This window comes from Flavobacterium sp. AK-345, assembly GCF_058310175.1.
The window spans coordinates 49045-67955 of sequence record NZ_JBZEER010000004.1 but is presented as its reverse complement, the minus strand read 5'-3'; the positions used below and the strand labels follow the sequence as shown (position 1 = coordinate 67955).

The following is an 18911-nucleotide window of genomic DNA, read 5'->3' as shown; positions in this document are numbered from 1 at the left end:
TTTTAGTTTTAGCAGTAATTATGATGGATTAATGCTGATTATCTGGCATATTTTATAAAAACAACTATTACTGCAACTAACAATAAGACAATAACAACGTAATTAGGATCTGCATAATTAGCATGCCAGCCAAATTCTTTTATTCTTTTTGGAAAATAAGATCTCTTGTCTTTTGGGTTATAATAAAACATTCCCCATATCCAGTTATCCGGATCGTTTTCCCATTCATTTTTAGTTTCTTCGCTAGGTTCGTTATCATTTTGCATAATCGTAAAGTATTGATATTTATAGGCTTACTTTTTTTGGTACAAAGTAAATTTAGTTAAATATTTTTAATTAAGGAATAATCTTATTTTTTGTAAAAAATAAAAATAAACTTTTTCAAAATTATTCTGACAGGAATCAATTTTTTTTAGCTTTGTCAGATATAAAACTTCAATTATGGATACTGGTAAAGAACTTTTATTCTTTTTTAGTGCTTTGGGAGCTTTCAACGGAATTATTCTTGGGGTTTACTTTTTCTTCTTTACAAAGAAAAAATACCTGACTAATTATTTCTTGGGCGCACTATTGTTTGCATTAAGTGTCCGAATAGGGAAATCAGTATTTGTATATTTTGATCCCACTTTGCCTAAAATGTATTTGCAATTTGGGTTAACGGCTTGTTTTTTTATTGGGCCGTGTTTGTATTACTTTTTAAGATCGGCGGTTGAAGAAATAAATGTGATGCCAAAATCCTGGAAAATTTCATTACTGTTTTGGGGAATCGTGATCGTTACTGTTGGCATTTTATATCCCTATGAAGATTATCCAAAACTTTGGGGACGTTCGATTATAAAAATAATTTATTTTCAATGGTTCGTTTATATTGTTTTTTCAGGATATACCATTCGAACAATTCTGAAGAAAATAATTGACCCAAGACAAAAAACAAATCCTGCAGAAGTGTGGTTTGGAATGCTTTTTCTGGGTAATTTTCTTTTATTTCTCTTTTATTTCCTTTCGATTATGGGTGCTCCTGGAGCAACTTATATTAGCGGTGCAGTTGTGTTTTCTTTTATTTTATATCTGATTATTTCTATTCTTTTATACCGAAAAAAAACCGATGATTTATTTCTGTTGAATAATCAAAAGTATTCAGGCAGGAAAATAGATTCGGCAGAAGCCAAAATTTTATCTGAAAAATTAGAAAAGATAATGAGCGACAAAAGTTTATACAAAAACCCGAACCTGAGTTTACAGGATTTGTCTCTGGAACTTAATATTTCGAGTCATCAATTATCACAGTTTTTAAATAATAATTTAGGAAAGAACTTTACAAGTTTTATAAACGAATTGAGAATAAATGAAGCTTGCTCAATTATTGCTTCAAATGATAAACTGACTTTGGAATCGATTGGTTACGACGTAGGTTTTAATTCAAAATCGACATTTTTTGCTGCTTTTAAAAAACATACAGGAACAACGCCATTAAATTATCAGCTTCGGGCTTTACAAACTTAGGTTATGAATATTGGTAAAGAAATATTATTCTTTTTTGGTGCTTTGGGTGCATTCAACGGATTTATTCTGAGTGCGTACTTTTTCTTTTTTACCAGAAAAAAATACCTCACGAATTTTTTTCTGGGAGCAATGTTGCTGGCATTAAGCATAAGAATTACAGTTACTGTTTTTGTTTATTTTAATAATGCGTTGCCAAAAACGTATCTTCAAATCGGACTTTCGTCTTGTTTATTAATTGGTCCTTTTTTATATTATTTTTTAAAAGCGGGAATTCATTCTATTAATAAAACTCCTAAAACATGGAAATATCATTTGATGATTTGGTCCATTGCGATTTTTGGCATTGGATTTTTATTTCCATATCAAAATTATCCGGTTTTATGGAACGACTATTTTGTAGCATTAATTTTTCTGCAATGGTTTAGTTACCTTTTTATATCAGGTTTTGAAAGTCGAATATTGCTTCAAAAAATGATTCAAGACTATAATAATACAACTCCGGCAGAAAAATGGTTCGGAATGATTTTCTTAGGTAACGCAATTATTTTTCTTTTTTATTTTCTGGGCTTTGCCAGAGTTCCGTTTATTTCATGCGTTACAGGTTGTTTATCCTTTACATTTATTTTATATCTGGCTTTTTCGATTCTTTTATACCGAAAAAAAACGGACGATTTGTTTCTGTTGAATATCTCAAAAGACAAAAAACCAGATCCAAAAGAAGCATCAATTTTAGCAGAAAAATTACAAAAAATAATGCTGGAAAAGAGTTTATACAAAAACCCCAATTTGAGTTTACAGGATTTATCCAATGAAATAAATATTTCAAGCCATCAATTATCACAATTTTTAAACAATAATCTGGGCAAGAATTTTACAAGTTTTGTAAATGAATTTAGAATAAACGAGGCTTGCAAAACCATAGTTTCAAATGATAAGCTCACATTAGAATCTATCGGCTATGATGTTGGTTTTAATTCGAAATCAACCTTTTTTGCTGCCTTTAAAAAACATACCGGAACAACGCCTTTAAACTTTCAAATTCAGGGATTTCAAGCCTAAAACAGAGTATTGATTTATAAATTCGTACTCCTGAAATCTCTTTCCATTACCTCGTTTCGCGGTTTTGAGCTGACTTTTGTCACTACAAAAAGTCAAATCCTCAATCGCAAAATTTATGAAGTTTTTAATCTCAGTTTTCATTTTTATTTATTGTTTTGTTTTTGCCTCGACAAATGCAAATGCACAAACTAAACCAACGATTCAGCCGAAAGTCGAACCTCAAAATAATGAGTTAAACGAAGTTGTAATAAAAAGACAGGCTTCCTTAATAAAGTACGGAGCAAACGGGAATATTGATGTAAACGTTGCCAACACCTTATTGGCTACAAGCAGTTCTGTAAATGAAGTATTAAGCAGGGTTCCAAACGTTGTCGTTGCCGAAGGACAAATAAGTGTTCTGGGAAAAGGCGAAGCCATTATTTACCTGAACGGAATTTTGATTAACTACGAACGTTTTGCCGCGATTCCGGTTTCACAAATTTTAAAAATAGAAGTAATCTCCAATCCGTCGTCAAAATATGATGCCGAAGGAAAAGCGGTGATCAATATTATTACCAAAAGAAATATCGAAAACGGAATAATGGGAACGGCAAGCCAGCAAGTTACAGTTTCAGAATTTGCTGGAACAAGCACCAATACACTTTTAGATTTTAATTATACAAAAGGAAAATTTTCGTTTATAACCAATTACGGATTACAATTAGGAAAAGGCAGAGAACTTTTATACACAACAAGAACACGTCCAAATCCTGATGAATTTATGCGATCCCAACTAACTACAGACTGGAAACGCCAGTTTAATAATTACTCCAATTTTGGTTTTGGATTGCAATATGCTTTTTCTGACAAGGATTATATTTCTCTGGCTTATAGCGGAAATATTGAAGATTTAGGCGGAGTTGTTGAAAGCCGAAATTCAATTGAAGATAATAAAGGAACAAATTTTTATGCAACGGATATTGCTAAAAATGATGTTTTACTAAATCAGTTCATCAATTTAAATTACAATGTGATCACGGATGCTAAAGGTTCATCATTATTTATAGGAACTCAATATTCAAATTATAATGGAACCATACACGACTTTATTGACGAGAACAGTCTTGAAAATGAGGTTAATACCGAAAAATATTTAAAGAATAATGTTGCTAATGGTATAAATATAATAATGGCACAAGTAGATTATTCTAAAAAAAACAATAAAAACACAAAGCTGGAAACAGGAGCAAAGTTTAGTAATGCCACTATAAATTCGGGTACAGATTTTTTGATTGCAAATCCGGAAGACGAAGTTTTTGAGTTGGATAGTGAACTCTCAAGTGATTTCTCTTATAAAGAAAAAATTGGTGCAGCGTATTTTAATTATGGAAATTCCTGGGGCGAAAAGTTTAATTTTTCGGTTGGCGCACGTGGTGAGTACACAAATTATGAATTATTTACAAACGCAAACGGAAACAGAAAATTTAGTAAAAGTTATGGCAATATTTTTCCGAACCTGCTTTTAAATTTCGATTTCTCGGATGATTTAAAAGCTCACGCTTCGTATGTTTCCAGAATTACAAGACCAAGATATCAGGCATTAAATCCGTATGTTATTTATCAGGATCCGTTTACGACAATTGAAGGAAATCCGAATTTATTGCCTGAAAAAATTCATGCTTTTGAAATTGGCGTGATGTACAAAAAGTTTGATTTTAAAATAGGATATACCTATAAAACAGATCCTATTTCTGCCGCAGCTTTACGTGGCGATACACCAAACAGTTATATTTTAAGATCTTTAAATCTGGAGAAAGAACATTCTTATTTTGCTTCAATTTCAAGATCGTTTACTTCAAAATGGTGGACTTCTACCAATACCGTAAGTATGAATTTAACCAAAGCGGTTGATAATGCATATGCCTACGCTTTAGGACCTGTAAAACCTCAAATCTATTTGTATTCGAATAATACGTTTACAATTCCGGATTGGTTTAAAATTCAATTGCTTGCCTGGTATTTGGGCGATAAAAGTTACGGTTTACGAAGTGATAATAGCCGATCCACAGTTACTTTAGGAATCGAAAGAAACTTTTTTAAAGATGCCTTAAAACTCAATTTCACAGCAAATGATATTTTTCACGATTTCATGGTTTCGGGAAATTATACAGTCGGGCAAACTGAGATTTATTATCACAGAACTTATACCTCAAATTACTTTAAATTGATCGCAACTTATAGTTTCGGGAATTCTAAAAAGACAAATTATAAGAAATCTGAGATTGGGGAGACGGAGAATAATAGGGCGAGGTAAAAGCAAAAAGGTTTCACATTCCGTGAAACCTTTTTATATATTGAATTAATAATACCTTTTTAAAAGCACTAATTAAGTTCCTTAGTCACAATTTGCATTGTTTCTCTACTTACCTGTTTCAATAAAACGGCTTTGTTTTCTTCAACAGTTTGTGCAGCGTTTTCTGTAAAGTGACGAATGGTATATAAAGTCACATTTTCGCTATAATCTACTTTGAATTTTTTCGAAAGAATGGCATTCAAATCATTAAAATTTCCAAATTTATCTTCTACACAAACAGAAAAACTAATCGCCGAGTTCTGAATTAAGTTTACTTTGATTTTGAATTCGTGAAATAAACCAAAAATCTCGCTAATATTTTCTTCCATGATAAAAGAAAAATCTATTGATGAAAGAGAAATCAAAAGCTGTTCTCTTTTTACAATAAAACATGGATATTGAGGCTCTAAATCAACACCTTTAGAAACACAAGTTCCTTTGAGTAATGGATTGATGAAAGACTTCACATATAATGGAATCTCTTTTTTCTGTAAAGGCTGTAATGTTTTTGGGTGAATAACCGTCGCGCCGTAAAAAGCCAATTCGATTGCTTCACGATACGAAATTTGGTTCAGCAAACTCGCATTTTCAAAATAACGCGGATCTGCATTCATAACTCCGGGAACATCTTTCCAGATCGTTACGCTTTCGGCTCCAAGACAATAAGCAAAAATTCCGGCAGTGTAATCAGAACCTTCACGACCAAGAGTTGTAGTGAAATTGTTTTCATCAGCACCTAAAAATCCCTGTGTAATATTTAAAGTTTTTCTTGGTACATTTTTGCTGATAAGCTCTTCTGTTGCTTCCCAATCTACTTCAGCATCTCTATAGTTTGCATTTGTTTTGATGAAATTACGAACGTCAAGCCAATTTGTCTGGATGCCCATAAAATTCATGAAATGACTTAAAATTGTAGTCGAAATCAATTCTCCAAAACTCACAATCTGATCATAAACGAAATTGTAATTTGGAGATTTATTATGTGCCAAAAAATATTCCAGTTCAGTAAACTGAGCGTCTACGGCAGTAAAAACTTCATGTTTTTCATTTTCAAATAAATCTAATACTATTTGATTGTGATAATTTTTAATTTCCTGTACAGATGAATTCAACTCTGGTGATTGATCAAAATAATTCTTGATAACAACTTCAAGAGCATTTGTGGTTTTCCCCATAGCCGAAACTACCAAAATCACATCTTCATAACCCACTTTTTGTAAAACGTCATATACGTTTTTAATTCCCGCAGCATCTTTTACCGATGCACCACCAAATTTAAATACTCTCATTATTAATTTTAGATTTTTAATTTTAGATTTCAAATGAATGAAATCTGCTATTTTTTATGGTTGCCACGAATTTCAAGAATTAGCACAAATTAATTCGTGTAGATTCGTGAAATTCGTGGCTAATATTTTTTTAATTTTTCTCTAAGAAAGAATTAATTCCGTCCTGATCCATTTGAACAACCTGCCATCCGTCAAGAATTCTTGCGCCAGAATTCTTGTAGAAATTTACAGCCGGTGTATTCCAGTCCAAAACATTCCATTCAACTCTTCTCACATTATCTTTTTTTCCCTGTTTCATAATTTCGGCATAAAGTGCAGATCCCAAACCGGTACCACGCATTTTTTCCTTCACAATTAAGTCTTCAAGGTGAATTGTTTTTCCTTTCCAGGTCGAGTAACGGTAGTAGTATAATGCGATTCCAACAATTTCTTTTTGCTGTTTCTCATTTTCAATTTCGGCTACAAAAACATTGAATAGTGGTTTTTCGCCAAAACCGTCACGTATTAAATCTTCTTCGGTTATAACAACAGCTTCAGGCTCTTTTTCGAATATTGCCAACTCCTGTATCAGTTCCAAAACCGCTTTCATGTCTTCAGGATTTCCCTTTCTAATATTCATTATTCTTATTATTAATTATTTATAAGCCAAAAAATATGCTTTTACTTTATTCTTTTTGCCTTTAATTAGCAAATATACAATAGTAGCAAACTAACAAAATAATTTTTAAATCATTCTCACAAAATAAGCGATATTTGTGACTTAAAATTAAAACTATAACGATATAGCAATGGAAGAACGCAATAAAACACTGGGAGAGTTTATTATTGAGAACCAAAAAGCATTTCAGTATTCGTCGGGAGAACTTTCCCGAATACTCAACTCGATACGTTTGGCGGCAAAGGTCGTCAACTATAAAGTTAACAAAGCCGGGTTAGTGGATATTATTGGCGCCGTGGGCGAACAAAATATTCAGGGAGAAGAGCAGCAAAAATTAGATGTGTATGCAAATGAAGTATTTATTCAGACGTTAATAAACCGTGAGATTGTCTGTGGTATTGCTTCAGAAGAAAACGACGATTTTATTACAGTTCAGGGGAGCGACAACTGTCATAATAATAAGTACGTTATCTTAATGGATCCGCTAGACGGATCTTCAAATATTGATGTCAATGTTTCTCTTGGAACTATTTTTTCGGTTTTTAGAAGAATCACACCAATTGGTACTCCGGTTACAAGCGAGGATTTTTTACAACCGGGAGTAAATCAGGTGGCGGCAGGATATGTAATTTACGGAACATCGACCATGTTGGTTTACACAACAGGTTTTGGAGTAAATGGTTTTACACTGAATCCGGCAATTGGAACGTTTTATTTGTCGCATCCAAATATGAAATTTCCAAAAGACGGACATATTTATTCGGTAAACGAAGGAAATTATGTGCACTTTCCGCAGGGTGTAAAAAACTACATTAAATATTGCCAGCGTGAAGAAGATGACAGACCTTATACTTCAAGATACATAGGAAGTTTGGTTTCTGATTTTCATCGAAATATGATCAAAGGCGGGATTTATATTTATCCAACAAGTTCAAAAGCACCAAAAGGGAAGTTACGTTTATTATATGAATGTAATCCAATGGCATTTATTGCTGAACAGGCAGGAGGAAAAGCAACAGACGGTTTTGGACGAATTATGGAAATCCAGCCAACTGAATTGCATCAAAGAGTTCCTTTTTTCTGCGGAAGTCAAAATATGGTAGAAAAAGCAGAACAATTTATGGCAGAAGCTGAATAGTATTTAGTTTTCAGTCTCAGTTTTCAGTTACAGCAAACCCGACAGATTTTTAAAATCTGTCGGGTTTATACTTTAATTTCGATCTTAGTTTTGGACTCAATTTAAAACTGTAAACTGAGACTGTAAACTGAATACTATTTATGCATGTGCTGCATTTCGTAAACAAAAGTGTCAGCATCTACTTTTTTGTCTACTAATGACAATGCTTTTGCAATGATATAATTTACGTTGCTTGGCGTAAAACCTAAAGCAATTCCTAACTTTCTTAACATTACCTCTTGTTGGTCTTCAAGATGATGATCAACATGCACCATTCTTGTTAAATCGTATAAACGCTCTAATCGCTGAACATGTAAATAAGGAGGATTGATTGGGTATTTTAATGGGTCGTTTAGAATTTCTTCGTATTCAGTTTCTGAAATTTCTAAACGTGAAGCTAATTTATCCAAGAAATTTTTTTCTTCAGGATGAACAATTCCATCTGCTAATGCTACACGAACAATAGCTGAAAAGTGACCTTTATTTCTTTGTTTGAATTCGCTATCGAATAAATCTGAAAATGACATAATTATGGAGTTTTATATCACGCAAATATAAATCTTATTTTAAATTAATAATTTTAATTTTCTCATAAAATTTAACTTTATTTTCTACGTTGATTTAATATCGGGGTTTCTCAGTTTTTTCAAAATAAATCGTAAGTTTACCACCCCTTAATCAATTAATACCATTATACCTATGTCAGAATTTTGGATTTATTTTCAGATAGGATTAAAGCACGTTTTAGATATTCACGCTTATGATCACGTTCTTTTTTTAATCGCATTAACAGTTCCTTATACCTTTAAAGACTGGAAAAGAATTTTACTTTTGGTTACAGTTTTCACAGTTGGTCATACCTTAGCTCTGGTACTTTCTGTTTTTGGAATCATAGCCGTAAAAGTAAGCTTGGTTGAGTTTTTAATTCCTATTACAATTCTCATAACCGCTTTTTACCATCTTTTTACAGCAGGAAAAGCAACTAAAAATGACGGACTGAACTTGATCTTTTTTGTAACATTGTTTTTTGGAATAATTCACGGACTTGGTTTCTCCAATTATTTTAAAACAATTTTAGGAGGTTCCGCAACATCAAAATTACTACCTTTAGGGGAATTTGCATTGGGTATCGAAACTGCACAACTAGTTGTTGTTTTTGTAGTTTTGTTATTATCATATATAGTGCAAACCGTATTTCGTTTTTCAAAACGCGATTGGGCACTTGTAATGTCGGCTTTTATTATCGGAGTTGTAATTCCGATGATTGTAGAAAGCCCAATTTGGAACAGATAAAATTAAATGGAAATAAAATTAAATAAATACGATAAAGCGTATCTTCGAATTGCCAAAGAATGGAGTTTGCTATCTTATTGCAAGCGTAAACAAGTAGGCGCGATTATCGTAAAAGATCGAATGATTATCTCTGATGGTTACAACGGTACACCATCGGGATTTGAAAATTGCTGCGAAGACGAAGATGGATTAACGCGCTGGGATGTTCTGCATGCCGAAGCAAATGCGATTTTAAAAGTAGCACGATCAACACAATCCTGCGAAGGAGCAACATTGTATATTACACTTTCGCCCTGCAAAGAATGCAGTAAATTAATACATCAGTCCGGGATAAAAAGAGTTGTTTATCAGGATGGTTACCGTGACGATTCAGGAATTCAATTTTTAATAAAAGCAGGTATCGAAGTTGAACATATTCCTGTTTTAGAAGAATAAATGAAATTTAATCCAACATATTTACCCATCGTTATAGGAGCTACTTTCGCTCTTGGTACAATTGTCGGAAGCATGACCAGTGCTCCTGCCGATGACCAGCTTTTGGCTAAAACCAGTTCAAAAACCAAGCTGAATAAACTGATTGATTTTATCAATAATGAATATGTTGATAAAGTGAACACAGACTCTATTGTGAATCTTACCGTAGATAATATTTTATCAAAATTGGATCCGCATTCTGTTTACATTCCGCCAAGTGAACAAGCAGAAGTTGCCGAAAGTATGAAAGGCGACTTTGTGGGAATAGGAATCAATTTTTATATGTACCGGGATTCTGTGGCGATTATCAGGCCGGTTGAAAATGGACCTTCTGCGAAAGCCGGACTAAAATCTGGAGACCGAATTTTATTTGCCGGAAAAACGAAATTATTTGGACGAAAATTACCTTCTGACAGTTTGTTTTCAAAATTGAAAGGCATAAAAGGTTCTGAGATTGAATTGACCGTTTTTAGAAAATCGGAAAAAAAGAAACTCAAGTTTAAAATTAAGAGAGATATTATTCCGCTCAAAAGTGTCGACGCTTCTTTATTATTGGATAATAAAACGGGTTACATCAAAATCAATCGTTTTGCCGAAACTACTTATAAAGAATTCAAAACCGGATTAACAAGATTAAAGCAAAACGGAATTCAGTCACTCGTAATTGATCTTCGCGATAATGGAGGCGGTTATATGGAAGAAGCTGTAGCTATTGCCGATGAGTTTTTGAAAGATAAACAAATGATCGTTTTTACCAAAAACAAAAACGGAACAACCGAAAACACATATGCCACACAAGCCGGAAGTTTTGAAACTGGAAAAGTGTATATTTTAATTAATGAAAATAGTGCCTCGGCAAGTGAAATTTTAGCCGGCGCGATTCAGGATAATGATCGCGGAACTATTGTTGGACGACGTTCTTTTGGGAAAGGATTGGTACAGCGTGAAATGGATTTTAACGACGGATCTGCAGTTCGATTAACTGTGGCAAGATATTACACGCCAACCGGAAGATCGATTCAAAAGCCATATAAAAAAGGAAACGAAGAATATTATAAGGAATCTGAAGATCGTATAAAATCTGGGGAACTTTATGCAAAAGACAGTATAAAAGTAGCCGATTCCTTAAGGTTTAAAACACCAAAAGGTAAAATTGTTTACGGCGGCGGCGGAATCGTTCCAGATGTTTTTGTACCGATGGAAGCTGAACACGGAAATGAAAATGTCGCTTATTTATTGCAAACGGGAATAGTAGGGCATTTTGTTTTTGAAGAATTAGATAAAAACAGAAATGCATTTGCAGGACTTCATTTTAATGAGTTCCTAAACAAAATGAAAGGTTCTGATGCCTATTTCAAAAAGTTTCAAAACTATATTTTAATGACTGGTTTAGATTTAAAATTAGATAAAACAAAAGCACTGGTAAATCGCTACATTACAGCAGAATTCGCCCGACAATTATACGGAGAACTGTATTATTATGATGTGATTTTGAAAGAAGATGCAATGATTAAAACAGTTTTAAATCCGAAGAAAAAATAATTTAATTTTTTTTGATATGAAAACAGAAGAAGTTGTTAATGCAGAAATCGAACTTTTAACGGCAATCAAAAAAGCAGATGTTCCAGTTTTGGAAAAAATGCTTCATGACGATTTGTTGTTCAATTTGCCTGACGGAAATACCATTACCAAAGAGTTAGATTTAGAATCGTATCGTTTAGGTAAAATGAAGGTTGAAATGCTGGAAGCTTCAGATCAACTTATTAATATTATAGATGATGTTGCAGTTGTTGCGGTAACCGTTTCATTAAGGGGAACTTATGATGGTAATCCGTTAGGTGGTGCTTATCGTTATGTTAGAGTTTGGAAACAGTTTAATGAAGATCTTCAGGTAATTGCCGGAAGCTGTGTCGTTTTGCAATAATTCAAATAATAATAATTTTTTAAAGTATAATATAACATTTAAAGTCGCAGTCTTAGCGAACTTTACCAGATAAATAATTTAAAAAATTTGCGTCCTAAAGCTTCGGGATTCGTAAAACTTTGCGAGCTTTGCGGTTAAATTTTAATACACACAATACAAATATGAAAAATCTAAAAAGAATAAGTGCATTAGTAATTTTAATGGCTTTTGTAATTTCTTGTACAGCTATGAAAGATACCAATAAGGCCATCTCAGGAAAAGTAGAATCGGTAGAATCAGGAAAAGATGGTTACACAGCAAAAGTTATAACTGATACAAAAGAAGTTTATTTTGCAACAATCAGCATTGTAAACGTTGGCGGGCCTCAAAACTACAAACAAGTTAAAATTGGAGATCAGGTTTCACTAAAAGGAGAAATCTGGAAAACAGACGACGAAAAACACATGAAAGTACAGGAGATTGTTTCAGTGAAATAACAAAAAACACCTAACATAAAATTTATTTAACCATTAAGAGATTAAGAAAAATTAAGTTAACGCTTAATAAACTTGATCTCTTAATGGTTTTTTTTACGAATTATTTTTACCAGTAATAGATTTAATGCTACAGCTTAATAAACTTAATCTCTTAATGGTAAAAAATAAAAAACTTATGTTTTAAAATTTTATCGAATGCTATCGTGGGCGTGAGTTTGTATACCGTTATTCCATAAAGTCAGAATATCGGTTGCAACAGCTGCACCACTTCCTGCGGCAATAGCCAGTTGGCTTCTCCAGCCTGCAAGAGTTCCAATAACGTAAATACCATCTGCAACTTTATGATCGTCGTTTTTTAGTTGAATACGCTGTTTTTCTGGTAATGCTTTTTTGTGAGGTTCAACATATTGCATTAAACCTTCGATATCAAAAGTATTGGCAGAACCAATTCCGATTACGATATTTTTAGTTTTGTATGAGTTTTTATTCGTAATTACAGTGAATTCAGGAAAAGATCCCTCAACTTTAATTACTTTTTCATTTGCAATCTGAGTAATATGAGGATAAGTCAGAGCCAAATCCTGTGTGCTTTCTATAAGTAAATCAGATCCTAATTTACCTGGTGTAATTCCGTAAGCATTGTAGAAAATTGCTTCCTGTAAAGAAGAATTTTTTTGATGTGTAAAAATCCCGATTTTTTTATCGGTAACAAAAGCTTTGTTTTTGGCAGACCCCAATACGAGAGCACAGGACATGCCAGAAACGCCTCCGCCGATAATTAAAACATCAAACATATTATCTACCGTTCATTTTTTCTTCAATTCTTTTTGAAATTCTAAAAATCAAAAGAATCAAAACGGCACAAAAAGAAGCGGCTATTCCAATAAAAGCAACGGCACTATCTCCTTGGAAAGGATTTTTAAAGTCTAACAATGTAATGTTAAAAACGATTAAAGCTAAAGCTAAAAGTACTAATATGGAAGTGAAAATTTTCATATGGCTATTTTGTTTGTCTAAAATAATAAGTAAAACCTTTTGACGTAAAATTGTCTTAAAGTTGTATTTAGAAATTTTAATGGGGGTAAATTTATAAAAATAAACGTTAGACGAACAAACCTTTAACATTAGCGGCGAATAATTTAACAGCAATCGCTAAAAGTATCACTCCAAATGTCTTGCGAACCACGCCAAGTCCGTTTTCTCCTAATAAATCTTCAATTTTTTTAGAAGATTTTAAAACAATATATACAAGGATGATATTGAGTAAAATAGCAATGACAATATTTATGGTATGAAATTGCGACCTAAGTGATAATAAAGTAGTCATTGTTCCGGCTCCGGCAATTAACGGAAAAGCCAAAGGAACGATAGAGGCAGAGCCAGGTTCTTCATCGCGAAAAATTCTAAGTCCTAAAATCATTTCTAAAGCAAGAAAAAATAAGACAAATGAACCTGCGACAGCAAACGAATGAACATCGATACCTATTAGGTTAAGAAAGCCTTCTCCAACAAAAAGAAAAACTATCATAATTGTTCCTGCAACAATAGTAGCTTTCTCAGATTCAATATGACCAACTTTCGCTCTTAAATTCACAATAATCGGAATAGAACCCACAATGTCAATTACAGCAAAAAGTACCATTCCAACAGTAATTATTTCTTTAAAGTCGATTTCTAACATATTACTTTGATTTTAAGCGTTTAAAATTTTTGCAAAGGTAGATAATAAAGGTAGGTGTTTTTTCTATACGATGTATTTTTGTTATAAAAACACGTTTTATTGGTTAAAAAAGTGATATTTGTAACAATTGATAACTTTGTCACAGAGATTCACAAAGATTTTCACAGAGTTTCGCAAAGTTTAATTTTTAGAGTTTATAAATCTTGTGAGTTTTACGCAGAGATGCACAAAGTTTTTCACAGAGTTACACAAAGGTTTATTAAGCTTTGCGAAAGTTAAATTTCAAAGCTTTGTGAACTTAAAAAAACAGCCAAAAAGTAAAAAACTCTGCGAAACTCTGTGAAAAACTTTGTGCATCTCTGCGGTAAAATTTCACTAATTTGTACTGTAAAATTTAATCTCACATCATCTGCTTTCTTTGCCTATCTTTGCACTTTATAAATTTCAGTATTTCAATATCATGTTTCAATTAGGTAAAACCATTATTTCAGAGGATATTCTTGAAAAAGAATTTGTGTGCAACTTGTCGGCTTGTAAAGGAGCCTGTTGTGTTGACGGAGATGCGGGTGCGCCTTTGAGCGAAGCTGAAACCAAAATAATGGAAGAGATTTATCCTAAAGTAAAACCTTTTTTAAGAAAAGAAGGAATTGCTGCGATCGAAGCACAAGGAACCTGGGTAAAAGGAACCGATGGTGATCTTGAAACGCCATTAATCGACGAGAAAGATTGTGCCTACGTTATTTTTGATGGAAAAACTGCACTTTGCGGAATCGAGCAAGCGTATAATCAAGGAATAGTTGACTGGAAAAAACCAGTTTCTTGTCATTTGTATCCAATTCGTGTAAAAGACTTCACAGAATTTGCTGCGGTTAATTATGACAAATGGGATATTTGCGATGATGCCTGTTCTTTAGGTAAAGAATTAGAAGTTCCGGTTTATAAGTTTGTAAAAGAAGCCCTGATTCGTCGCTTTGGTGAAGATTGGTATATGGAGCTTGAAAAAGTAGCTCAGGAACTTAAAAATTCTTAAAAAAATAACTGTAAAAAATACGCTTTTCATGTGGTATTTTTTAACTCAATGAATTAAAGTTTTAACTCTAAAAAAACTTTTAAAAACAATTAAAAATTTCTTGCTTTTTATTGTAAAAAGTCTATATTTTACGGCACTTAAGGTTAAATAGGTGGTTTTAAAATACTCATTTTCAATAATTTAAATATTGTCTGAAAAATAGACTACTTTTTTGCCGTTGTTAAAAACTACGCCAAATTGTGAATAAGTTTGGCTTTCATTTTTAGCGATAAATGACAATCTTTGTACTACTCTGAAAAAGCAAAAAATCAGTAAAAAAATTAAACATAAAAGCCATGTCGCAAGTCGAACCAATTTTACAAGAAAACAAGAACCGTTTCGTTATTTTTCCTATCAAACATCATGATATTTGGGAATGGTATAAGAAAATGGAAGCTAGTTTTTGGACTGCAGAGGAAATCGATTTGCATCAGGATCTTACTGACTGGAATAATAAGTTAAATGATGAAGAAAGATATTTCATTAAACACATTCTTGCGTTTTTTGCAGCTTCTGACGGAATTGTAAATGAAAACCTTGCTGAGAACTTTGTAAACGAAGTGCAATATGCTGAAGCGAAATTTTTCTACGGATTTCAAATCATGATGGAAAACATTCACAGTGAAACTTATTCTTTATTGATTGACACTTACGTGAAAGATGAAGCAGAAAAAGCAGAATTATTTAATGCTTTGGAAGTTTTTCCTGCTATCAGAAAAAAAGCAGACTGGGCTTTAAAATGGATTGAATCTGATTCGTTTGCTGAAAGACTAATTGCATTTGCTGCGGTTGAAGGAATTTTCTTTTCAGGAGCTTTCTGTTCTATTTACTGGTTGAAAAAACGTGGTTTAATGCCAGGTTTAACTTTTTCTAACGAGTTGATTTCTCGTGACGAAGGCGTGCATTGTGATTTTGCAGTTCACCTTCATAATCACCATTTGATTAATAAAGTACCAAAAGACAGAATTAAAGAAATCATTGTTGATGCTTTAGATATTGAAAGAGAGTTTGTTACAGAATCTCTTCCGGTGAGTTTAATTGGTATGAATGCAGCTTTAATGACACAATATTTAGAGTTTGTTGCTGACAGGCTTTTGGTAGAATTAGGTTGCGAACGTGTTTATGGATCAGCAAATCCGTTTGATTTCATGGATATGATTTCTCTTCAGGGAAAAACTAATTTCTTTGAAAAGCGTGTTGCCGAGTATCAAAAATCTGGTGTGATGAACACAGATAGTGATGCTCAGAAAATTTCATTCGATGCAGATTTTTAGACAACAAAATACTTTAGTGCTTTACCTCAAATAATCACTAAAAAAAAGATTAAAATTTTACAATAAAAACATTTTACGAATCTCTTTCCCAAATCGAAGATTCAATAATTTTCAACGCATTTTCGGTCTGATTTCAGATTGGAATAGGGTGGCTATTGAGAATGCCGTAATTCTCAAAAAATAATTTAAAAACACACAATGTTTAAGTCCCGGAATTCGTTTTCTAGTGACTTTCATTTTTTCAATAAACTAAAAAAAGTAAGCTTATGTATGTAGTAAAAAGAGATGGCCACAAAGAGCCCGTAATGTTTGATAAGATTACAGAAAGAATTAAAAAATTGTGTTACGGGCTAAATGAGCTTGTAGATCCTGTTAAGGTAGCCATGAGAGTTATCGAAGGATTGTATGACGGAGTTTCTACATCTGAACTTGATAATCTTGCAGCAGAAACGGCGGCATCTATGACTATTGCGCATCCTGATTATGCACAATTGGCAGCTCGTGTGGCGATTTCAAACCTACATTCGAATACAAAAAAGTCGTTTTCAGAAACGATGAAAGATATGTACAACTACGTAAATCCAAGAAATGGTCAGGAAGCACCGCTACTTTCGGATGAAGTATTTAAGGTAATTCAGGAAAACTCTGCTTTCCTTGATTCTCATATCATTTATACAAGAGATTTCAATTACGATTACTTCGGATTTAAAACTTTAGAGCGTTCGTACTTATTAAAAATCAACGGAAAAATCGTTGAAAGACCACAACATATGTTGATGCGTGTTTCTGTTGGTATTCACTTAGATGATTTAAAATCGGTAATTGAAACCTACGATTTAATGTCTAAAAAGTTCTTCACGCATGCAACGCCAACGTTGTTTAATGCTGGAACTCCAAAACCACAAATGTCTTCTTGTTTCCTTTTGGCAATGCAGGATGATAGTATTGATGGTATTTACGATACCTTAAAACAAACGGCTAAAATCTCGCAATCAGCGGGAGGAATTGGTCTTTCTATTCATAACGTTCGTGCGACTGGATCTTACATTCGAGGTACAAACGGAACTTCAAACGGAATTGTGCCAATGTTGAGAGTGTTCAACGATACGGCTCGTTACGTAGATCAGGGTGGTGGAAAACGTAAAGGAAGTTTTGCGATATACATTGAAACATGGCATGCTGATATTTTCGAATTTCTAGATTTGAAGAAAAATACAGGAAAAGAAGAAATGCGTGCAAGAGATTTATTCTTCGCCATGTGGACTTCAGATTTGTTTATGAAACGTGTACAGGAAGATGCATCTTGGACTTTAATGTGCCCGAACGAATGCCCTGGATTATATGATGTTTACGGAGAAGAATTCGAAGCCATGTATTTGGATTATGAATTTAGAGGAAAAGGTAGAAAAACCATTCGTGCACGTGAATTATGGGAGAAAATCCTGGAATCACAAATCGAAACAGGAACGCCTTATATGTTGTATAAAGATGCGGCAAACCGTAAATCGAACCACAAGAATTTAGGAACAATCCGTTCATCAAACTTGTGTACAGAGATTATGGAATACACCTCTAAAGATGAAATTGCGGTTTGTAACTTGGCTTCAATTTCATTGCCAATGTTTATTGAAAACGGAAAATTTGATCACCAGGCACTTTACAACGTTACAAAACGTGTAACCCGTAACCTGAACAAAGTAATCGACAGAAACTATTATCCTGTAAAAGAAGCTGAAAATTCAAACATGCGCCACCGTCCGGTTGGATTGGGAGTGCAAGGTTTAGCAGATGCTTTTATCATGTTACGTATGCCGTTTACAAGTGACGAAGCTAAAGCTTTGAACCAGGAAATTTTCGAAACATTATATTTTGCAGCCGTAACCGCTTCTATGGAAATGGCTAAAGAAGAAGGTCCATATTCTACATTTGAAGGATCTCCAATGTCTAAAGGAGAATTCCAATACAATATGTGGGGAATGAAAGATGAAGAATTATCTGGTCGTTGGGACTGGGCTTCATTAAGAAAAGAAGTAATGGAGCATGGAGTTCGTAACTCATTATTGGTTGCACCAATGCCAACAGCTTCAACTTCACAAATTTTAGGAAACAACGAAGCTTTTGAGCCGTACACATCAAACATTTACACACGTCGTGTATTGTCTGGAGAATTTATTGTAGTAAACAAACATTTGCTGGAAGATTTAGTAAAATTAGGTTTGTGGAACGAAACATTGAAACAAGAAATCATGCGTCATAACGGATCTGTTCAAAACATTGATGTGATTCCGCAAGACCTTAAAGAATTGTACAAAACAGTTTGGGAAATGTCTATGAAAGACATTATCGATATGTCACGTCAAAGAGGTTATTTCATTGACCAATCTCAATCGTTAAACTTGTTCATGCAAGATGCCAACTATTCTAAACTTACGTCAATGCACTTTTACGCTTGGCAATCAGGTTTAAAAACTGGAATGTATTACCTAAGAACGAAATCAGCAGTAGATGCGATTAAATTCACATTAAACAACGATAAAAAAGAAGAAGTTCCAACTCTTGTTGCAGAAACAGAAGAAATCAACGTTGAAGATTATAAAGCAATGCTTTTGAAAGCTCAAGCCGCAGATCCTGAAGATTGTGAAATGTGTGGGTCTTAATTTTTTTAGCAGAAGAAAGAAGATAGAATAAAGAGGAAAGATTTT

At 33.3% G+C, this 18911-nt stretch carries 19 protein-coding genes; 12 read left to right on the top strand and 7 right to left on the bottom strand.

Annotated elements, in window-relative coordinates; all coding sequences use genetic code 11:
• Positions 1-38 precede the first annotated feature (38 nt).
• Entirely contained in the window at positions 39-266 is a 228-nt protein-coding gene (locus AC4FQ3_RS09430; RefSeq protein ID WP_491181684.1) for a DUF5808 domain-containing protein, read from the bottom strand.
• A gap of 175 nt (positions 267-441) precedes the next feature.
• Between AC4FQ3_RS09430 and AC4FQ3_RS09425 the strand changes: the two genes are divergently transcribed.
• From AC4FQ3_RS09425 to AC4FQ3_RS09415, 3 genes are all read left to right on the top strand, one after another.
• Positions 442-1503, top strand: coding sequence for a helix-turn-helix domain-containing protein (locus tag AC4FQ3_RS09425; RefSeq protein WP_491181683.1), 1062 nt, complete (start codon positions 442-444; stop codon positions 1501-1503).
• A 3-nt stretch (positions 1504-1506) separates the two neighbouring features.
• Entirely contained in the window at positions 1507-2562 is a 1056-nt protein-coding gene (locus tag AC4FQ3_RS09420; protein WP_491181682.1) for a helix-turn-helix domain-containing protein, read from the top strand.
• Between the two features lie 115 nt (positions 2563-2677).
• Positions 2678-4855 (top strand): TonB-dependent receptor domain-containing protein, encoded by a 2178-nt coding sequence (locus tag AC4FQ3_RS09415; protein ID WP_491181681.1) that lies wholly within the window; start codon positions 2678-2680, stop codon positions 4853-4855.
• A gap of 68 nt (positions 4856-4923) precedes the next feature.
• Here the strand turns inward: AC4FQ3_RS09415 and AC4FQ3_RS09410 are convergent, their stop codons facing one another.
• Together AC4FQ3_RS09410 and AC4FQ3_RS09405 are read right to left on the bottom strand one after the other, a co-directional pair.
• Positions 4924-6183, bottom strand: a complete 1260-nt coding sequence (locus tag AC4FQ3_RS09410) for an aspartate kinase (protein WP_463459628.1) — start codon at positions 6181-6183, stop codon at positions 4924-4926.
• A gap of 130 nt (positions 6184-6313) precedes the next feature.
• On the bottom strand, positions 6314-6802 hold the full coding sequence (locus AC4FQ3_RS09405; protein WP_115847966.1) for a GNAT family N-acetyltransferase: 489 nt from the start codon (positions 6800-6802) through the stop codon (positions 6314-6316).
• Between the two features lie 169 nt (positions 6803-6971).
• Here AC4FQ3_RS09405 and fbp point away from each other — a divergent pair, with 169 nt between their 5' ends.
• On the top strand, positions 6972-7979 hold the full coding sequence (gene fbp / locus AC4FQ3_RS09400) for a class 1 fructose-bisphosphatase (protein ID WP_042563649.1): 1008 nt from the start codon (positions 6972-6974) through the stop codon (positions 7977-7979).
• A 134-nt stretch (positions 7980-8113) separates the two neighbouring features.
• On the opposite strand, the gene AC4FQ3_RS09395 is transcribed toward fbp, so the two are convergent.
• Positions 8114-8545, bottom strand: a complete 432-nt coding sequence (locus AC4FQ3_RS09395) for a tellurite resistance TerB family protein (RefSeq protein WP_042563650.1) — start codon at positions 8543-8545, stop codon at positions 8114-8116.
• Positions 8546-8717: 172 nt separating this feature from the next.
• Here AC4FQ3_RS09395 and AC4FQ3_RS09390 point away from each other — a divergent pair, with 172 nt between their 5' ends.
• The 5 genes from AC4FQ3_RS09390 to AC4FQ3_RS09370 all read left to right on the top strand — a co-directional run bounded on the left by AC4FQ3_RS09390 (position 8718) and on the right by AC4FQ3_RS09370 (position 12185).
• Positions 8718-9311, top strand: coding sequence for a HupE/UreJ family protein (locus tag AC4FQ3_RS09390; RefSeq protein WP_042563651.1), 594 nt, complete (start codon positions 8718-8720; stop codon positions 9309-9311).
• A 6-nt stretch (positions 9312-9317) separates the two neighbouring features.
• Positions 9318-9746, top strand: coding sequence for a deoxycytidylate deaminase (locus AC4FQ3_RS09385; protein ID WP_042563652.1), 429 nt, complete (start codon positions 9318-9320; stop codon positions 9744-9746).
• Positions 9747-11327, top strand: a complete 1581-nt coding sequence (locus AC4FQ3_RS09380; protein ID WP_491181680.1) for a S41 family peptidase — start codon at positions 9747-9749, stop codon at positions 11325-11327.
• Between the two features lie 16 nt (positions 11328-11343).
• A complete protein-coding gene (locus AC4FQ3_RS09375) occupies positions 11344-11709 on the top strand; it encodes a nuclear transport factor 2 family protein (protein ID WP_302093735.1) in 366 nt (121 codons plus the stop codon).
• Between the two features lie 161 nt (positions 11710-11870).
• Positions 11871-12185, top strand: coding sequence for a hypothetical protein (locus AC4FQ3_RS09370; RefSeq protein ID WP_042563655.1), 315 nt, complete (start codon positions 11871-11873; stop codon positions 12183-12185).
• Positions 12186-12373: 188 nt separating this feature from the next.
• Here the strand turns inward: AC4FQ3_RS09370 and AC4FQ3_RS09365 are convergent, their stop codons facing one another.
• The 3 genes from AC4FQ3_RS09365 to AC4FQ3_RS09355 all read right to left on the bottom strand — a co-directional run bounded on the left by AC4FQ3_RS09365 (position 12374) and on the right by AC4FQ3_RS09355 (position 13866).
• Entirely contained in the window at positions 12374-12979 is a 606-nt protein-coding gene (locus AC4FQ3_RS09365) for an FAD-dependent oxidoreductase (RefSeq protein WP_491181679.1), read from the bottom strand.
• A gap of 1 nt (position 12980) precedes the next feature.
• Positions 12981-13181, bottom strand: a complete 201-nt coding sequence (locus tag AC4FQ3_RS09360) for a hypothetical protein (RefSeq protein WP_042563701.1) — start codon at positions 13179-13181, stop codon at positions 12981-12983.
• A 106-nt stretch (positions 13182-13287) separates the two neighbouring features.
• On the bottom strand, positions 13288-13866 hold the full coding sequence (locus AC4FQ3_RS09355) for a MarC family protein (protein WP_042563657.1): 579 nt from the start codon (positions 13864-13866) through the stop codon (positions 13288-13290).
• 460 nt (positions 13867-14326) lie between these two features.
• On the opposite strand from AC4FQ3_RS09355, the gene AC4FQ3_RS09350 reads away from it, so the two are divergent.
• The 3 genes from AC4FQ3_RS09350 to AC4FQ3_RS09340 all read left to right on the top strand — a co-directional run bounded on the left by AC4FQ3_RS09350 (position 14327) and on the right by AC4FQ3_RS09340 (position 18866).
• Positions 14327-14896 (top strand): DUF3109 family protein, encoded by a 570-nt coding sequence (locus AC4FQ3_RS09350; protein WP_042563658.1) that lies wholly within the window; start codon positions 14327-14329, stop codon positions 14894-14896.
• A 335-nt stretch (positions 14897-15231) separates the two neighbouring features.
• The gene (locus AC4FQ3_RS09345; RefSeq protein ID WP_042563659.1) at positions 15232-16209 is read left to right on the top strand and encodes a ribonucleotide-diphosphate reductase subunit beta; all 978 of its coding nucleotides are present in this window, start codon (positions 15232-15234) and stop codon (positions 16207-16209) included.
• Between the two features lie 266 nt (positions 16210-16475).
• A complete protein-coding gene (locus tag AC4FQ3_RS09340) occupies positions 16476-18866 on the top strand; it encodes a ribonucleoside-diphosphate reductase subunit alpha (RefSeq protein WP_491181678.1) in 2391 nt (796 codons plus the stop codon).
• Positions 18867-18911 lie beyond the last annotated feature (45 nt).

Coding starts and splice junctions, on each gene's coding strand:
- AC4FQ3_RS09430 (WP_491181684.1), bottom strand. CDS start 266: ATGCAAAATGATAACGAACCTAGCGAAGAAACTAAAAATGAATGGGAA.
- AC4FQ3_RS09425 (WP_491181683.1), top strand. CDS start 442: ATGGATACTGGTAAAGAACTTTTATTCTTTTTTAGTGCTTTGGGAGCT.
- AC4FQ3_RS09420 (WP_491181682.1), top strand. CDS start 1,507: ATGAATATTGGTAAAGAAATATTATTCTTTTTTGGTGCTTTGGGTGCA.
- AC4FQ3_RS09415 (WP_491181681.1), top strand. CDS start 2,678: ATGAAGTTTTTAATCTCAGTTTTCATTTTTATTTATTGTTTTGTTTTT.
- AC4FQ3_RS09410 (WP_463459628.1), bottom strand. CDS start 6,183: ATGAGAGTATTTAAATTTGGTGGTGCATCGGTAAAAGATGCTGCGGGA.
- AC4FQ3_RS09405 (WP_115847966.1), bottom strand. CDS start 6,802: ATGAATATTAGAAAGGGAAATCCTGAAGACATGAAAGCGGTTTTGGAA.
- fbp (WP_042563649.1), top strand. CDS start 6,972: ATGGAAGAACGCAATAAAACACTGGGAGAGTTTATTATTGAGAACCAA.
- AC4FQ3_RS09395 (WP_042563650.1), bottom strand. CDS start 8,545: ATGTCATTTTCAGATTTATTCGATAGCGAATTCAAACAAAGAAATAAA.
- AC4FQ3_RS09390 (WP_042563651.1), top strand. CDS start 8,718: ATGTCAGAATTTTGGATTTATTTTCAGATAGGATTAAAGCACGTTTTA.
- AC4FQ3_RS09385 (WP_042563652.1), top strand. CDS start 9,318: ATGGAAATAAAATTAAATAAATACGATAAAGCGTATCTTCGAATTGCC.
- AC4FQ3_RS09380 (WP_491181680.1), top strand. CDS start 9,747: ATGAAATTTAATCCAACATATTTACCCATCGTTATAGGAGCTACTTTC.
- AC4FQ3_RS09375 (WP_302093735.1), top strand. CDS start 11,344: ATGAAAACAGAAGAAGTTGTTAATGCAGAAATCGAACTTTTAACGGCA.
- AC4FQ3_RS09370 (WP_042563655.1), top strand. CDS start 11,871: ATGAAAAATCTAAAAAGAATAAGTGCATTAGTAATTTTAATGGCTTTT.
- AC4FQ3_RS09365 (WP_491181679.1), bottom strand. CDS start 12,979: ATGTTTGATGTTTTAATTATCGGCGGAGGCGTTTCTGGCATGTCCTGT.
- AC4FQ3_RS09360 (WP_042563701.1), bottom strand. CDS start 13,181: ATGAAAATTTTCACTTCCATATTAGTACTTTTAGCTTTAGCTTTAATC.
- AC4FQ3_RS09355 (WP_042563657.1), bottom strand. CDS start 13,866: ATGTTAGAAATCGACTTTAAAGAAATAATTACTGTTGGAATGGTACTT.
- AC4FQ3_RS09350 (WP_042563658.1), top strand. CDS start 14,327: ATGTTTCAATTAGGTAAAACCATTATTTCAGAGGATATTCTTGAAAAA.
- AC4FQ3_RS09345 (WP_042563659.1), top strand. CDS start 15,232: ATGTCGCAAGTCGAACCAATTTTACAAGAAAACAAGAACCGTTTCGTT.
- AC4FQ3_RS09340 (WP_491181678.1), top strand. CDS start 16,476: ATGTATGTAGTAAAAAGAGATGGCCACAAAGAGCCCGTAATGTTTGAT.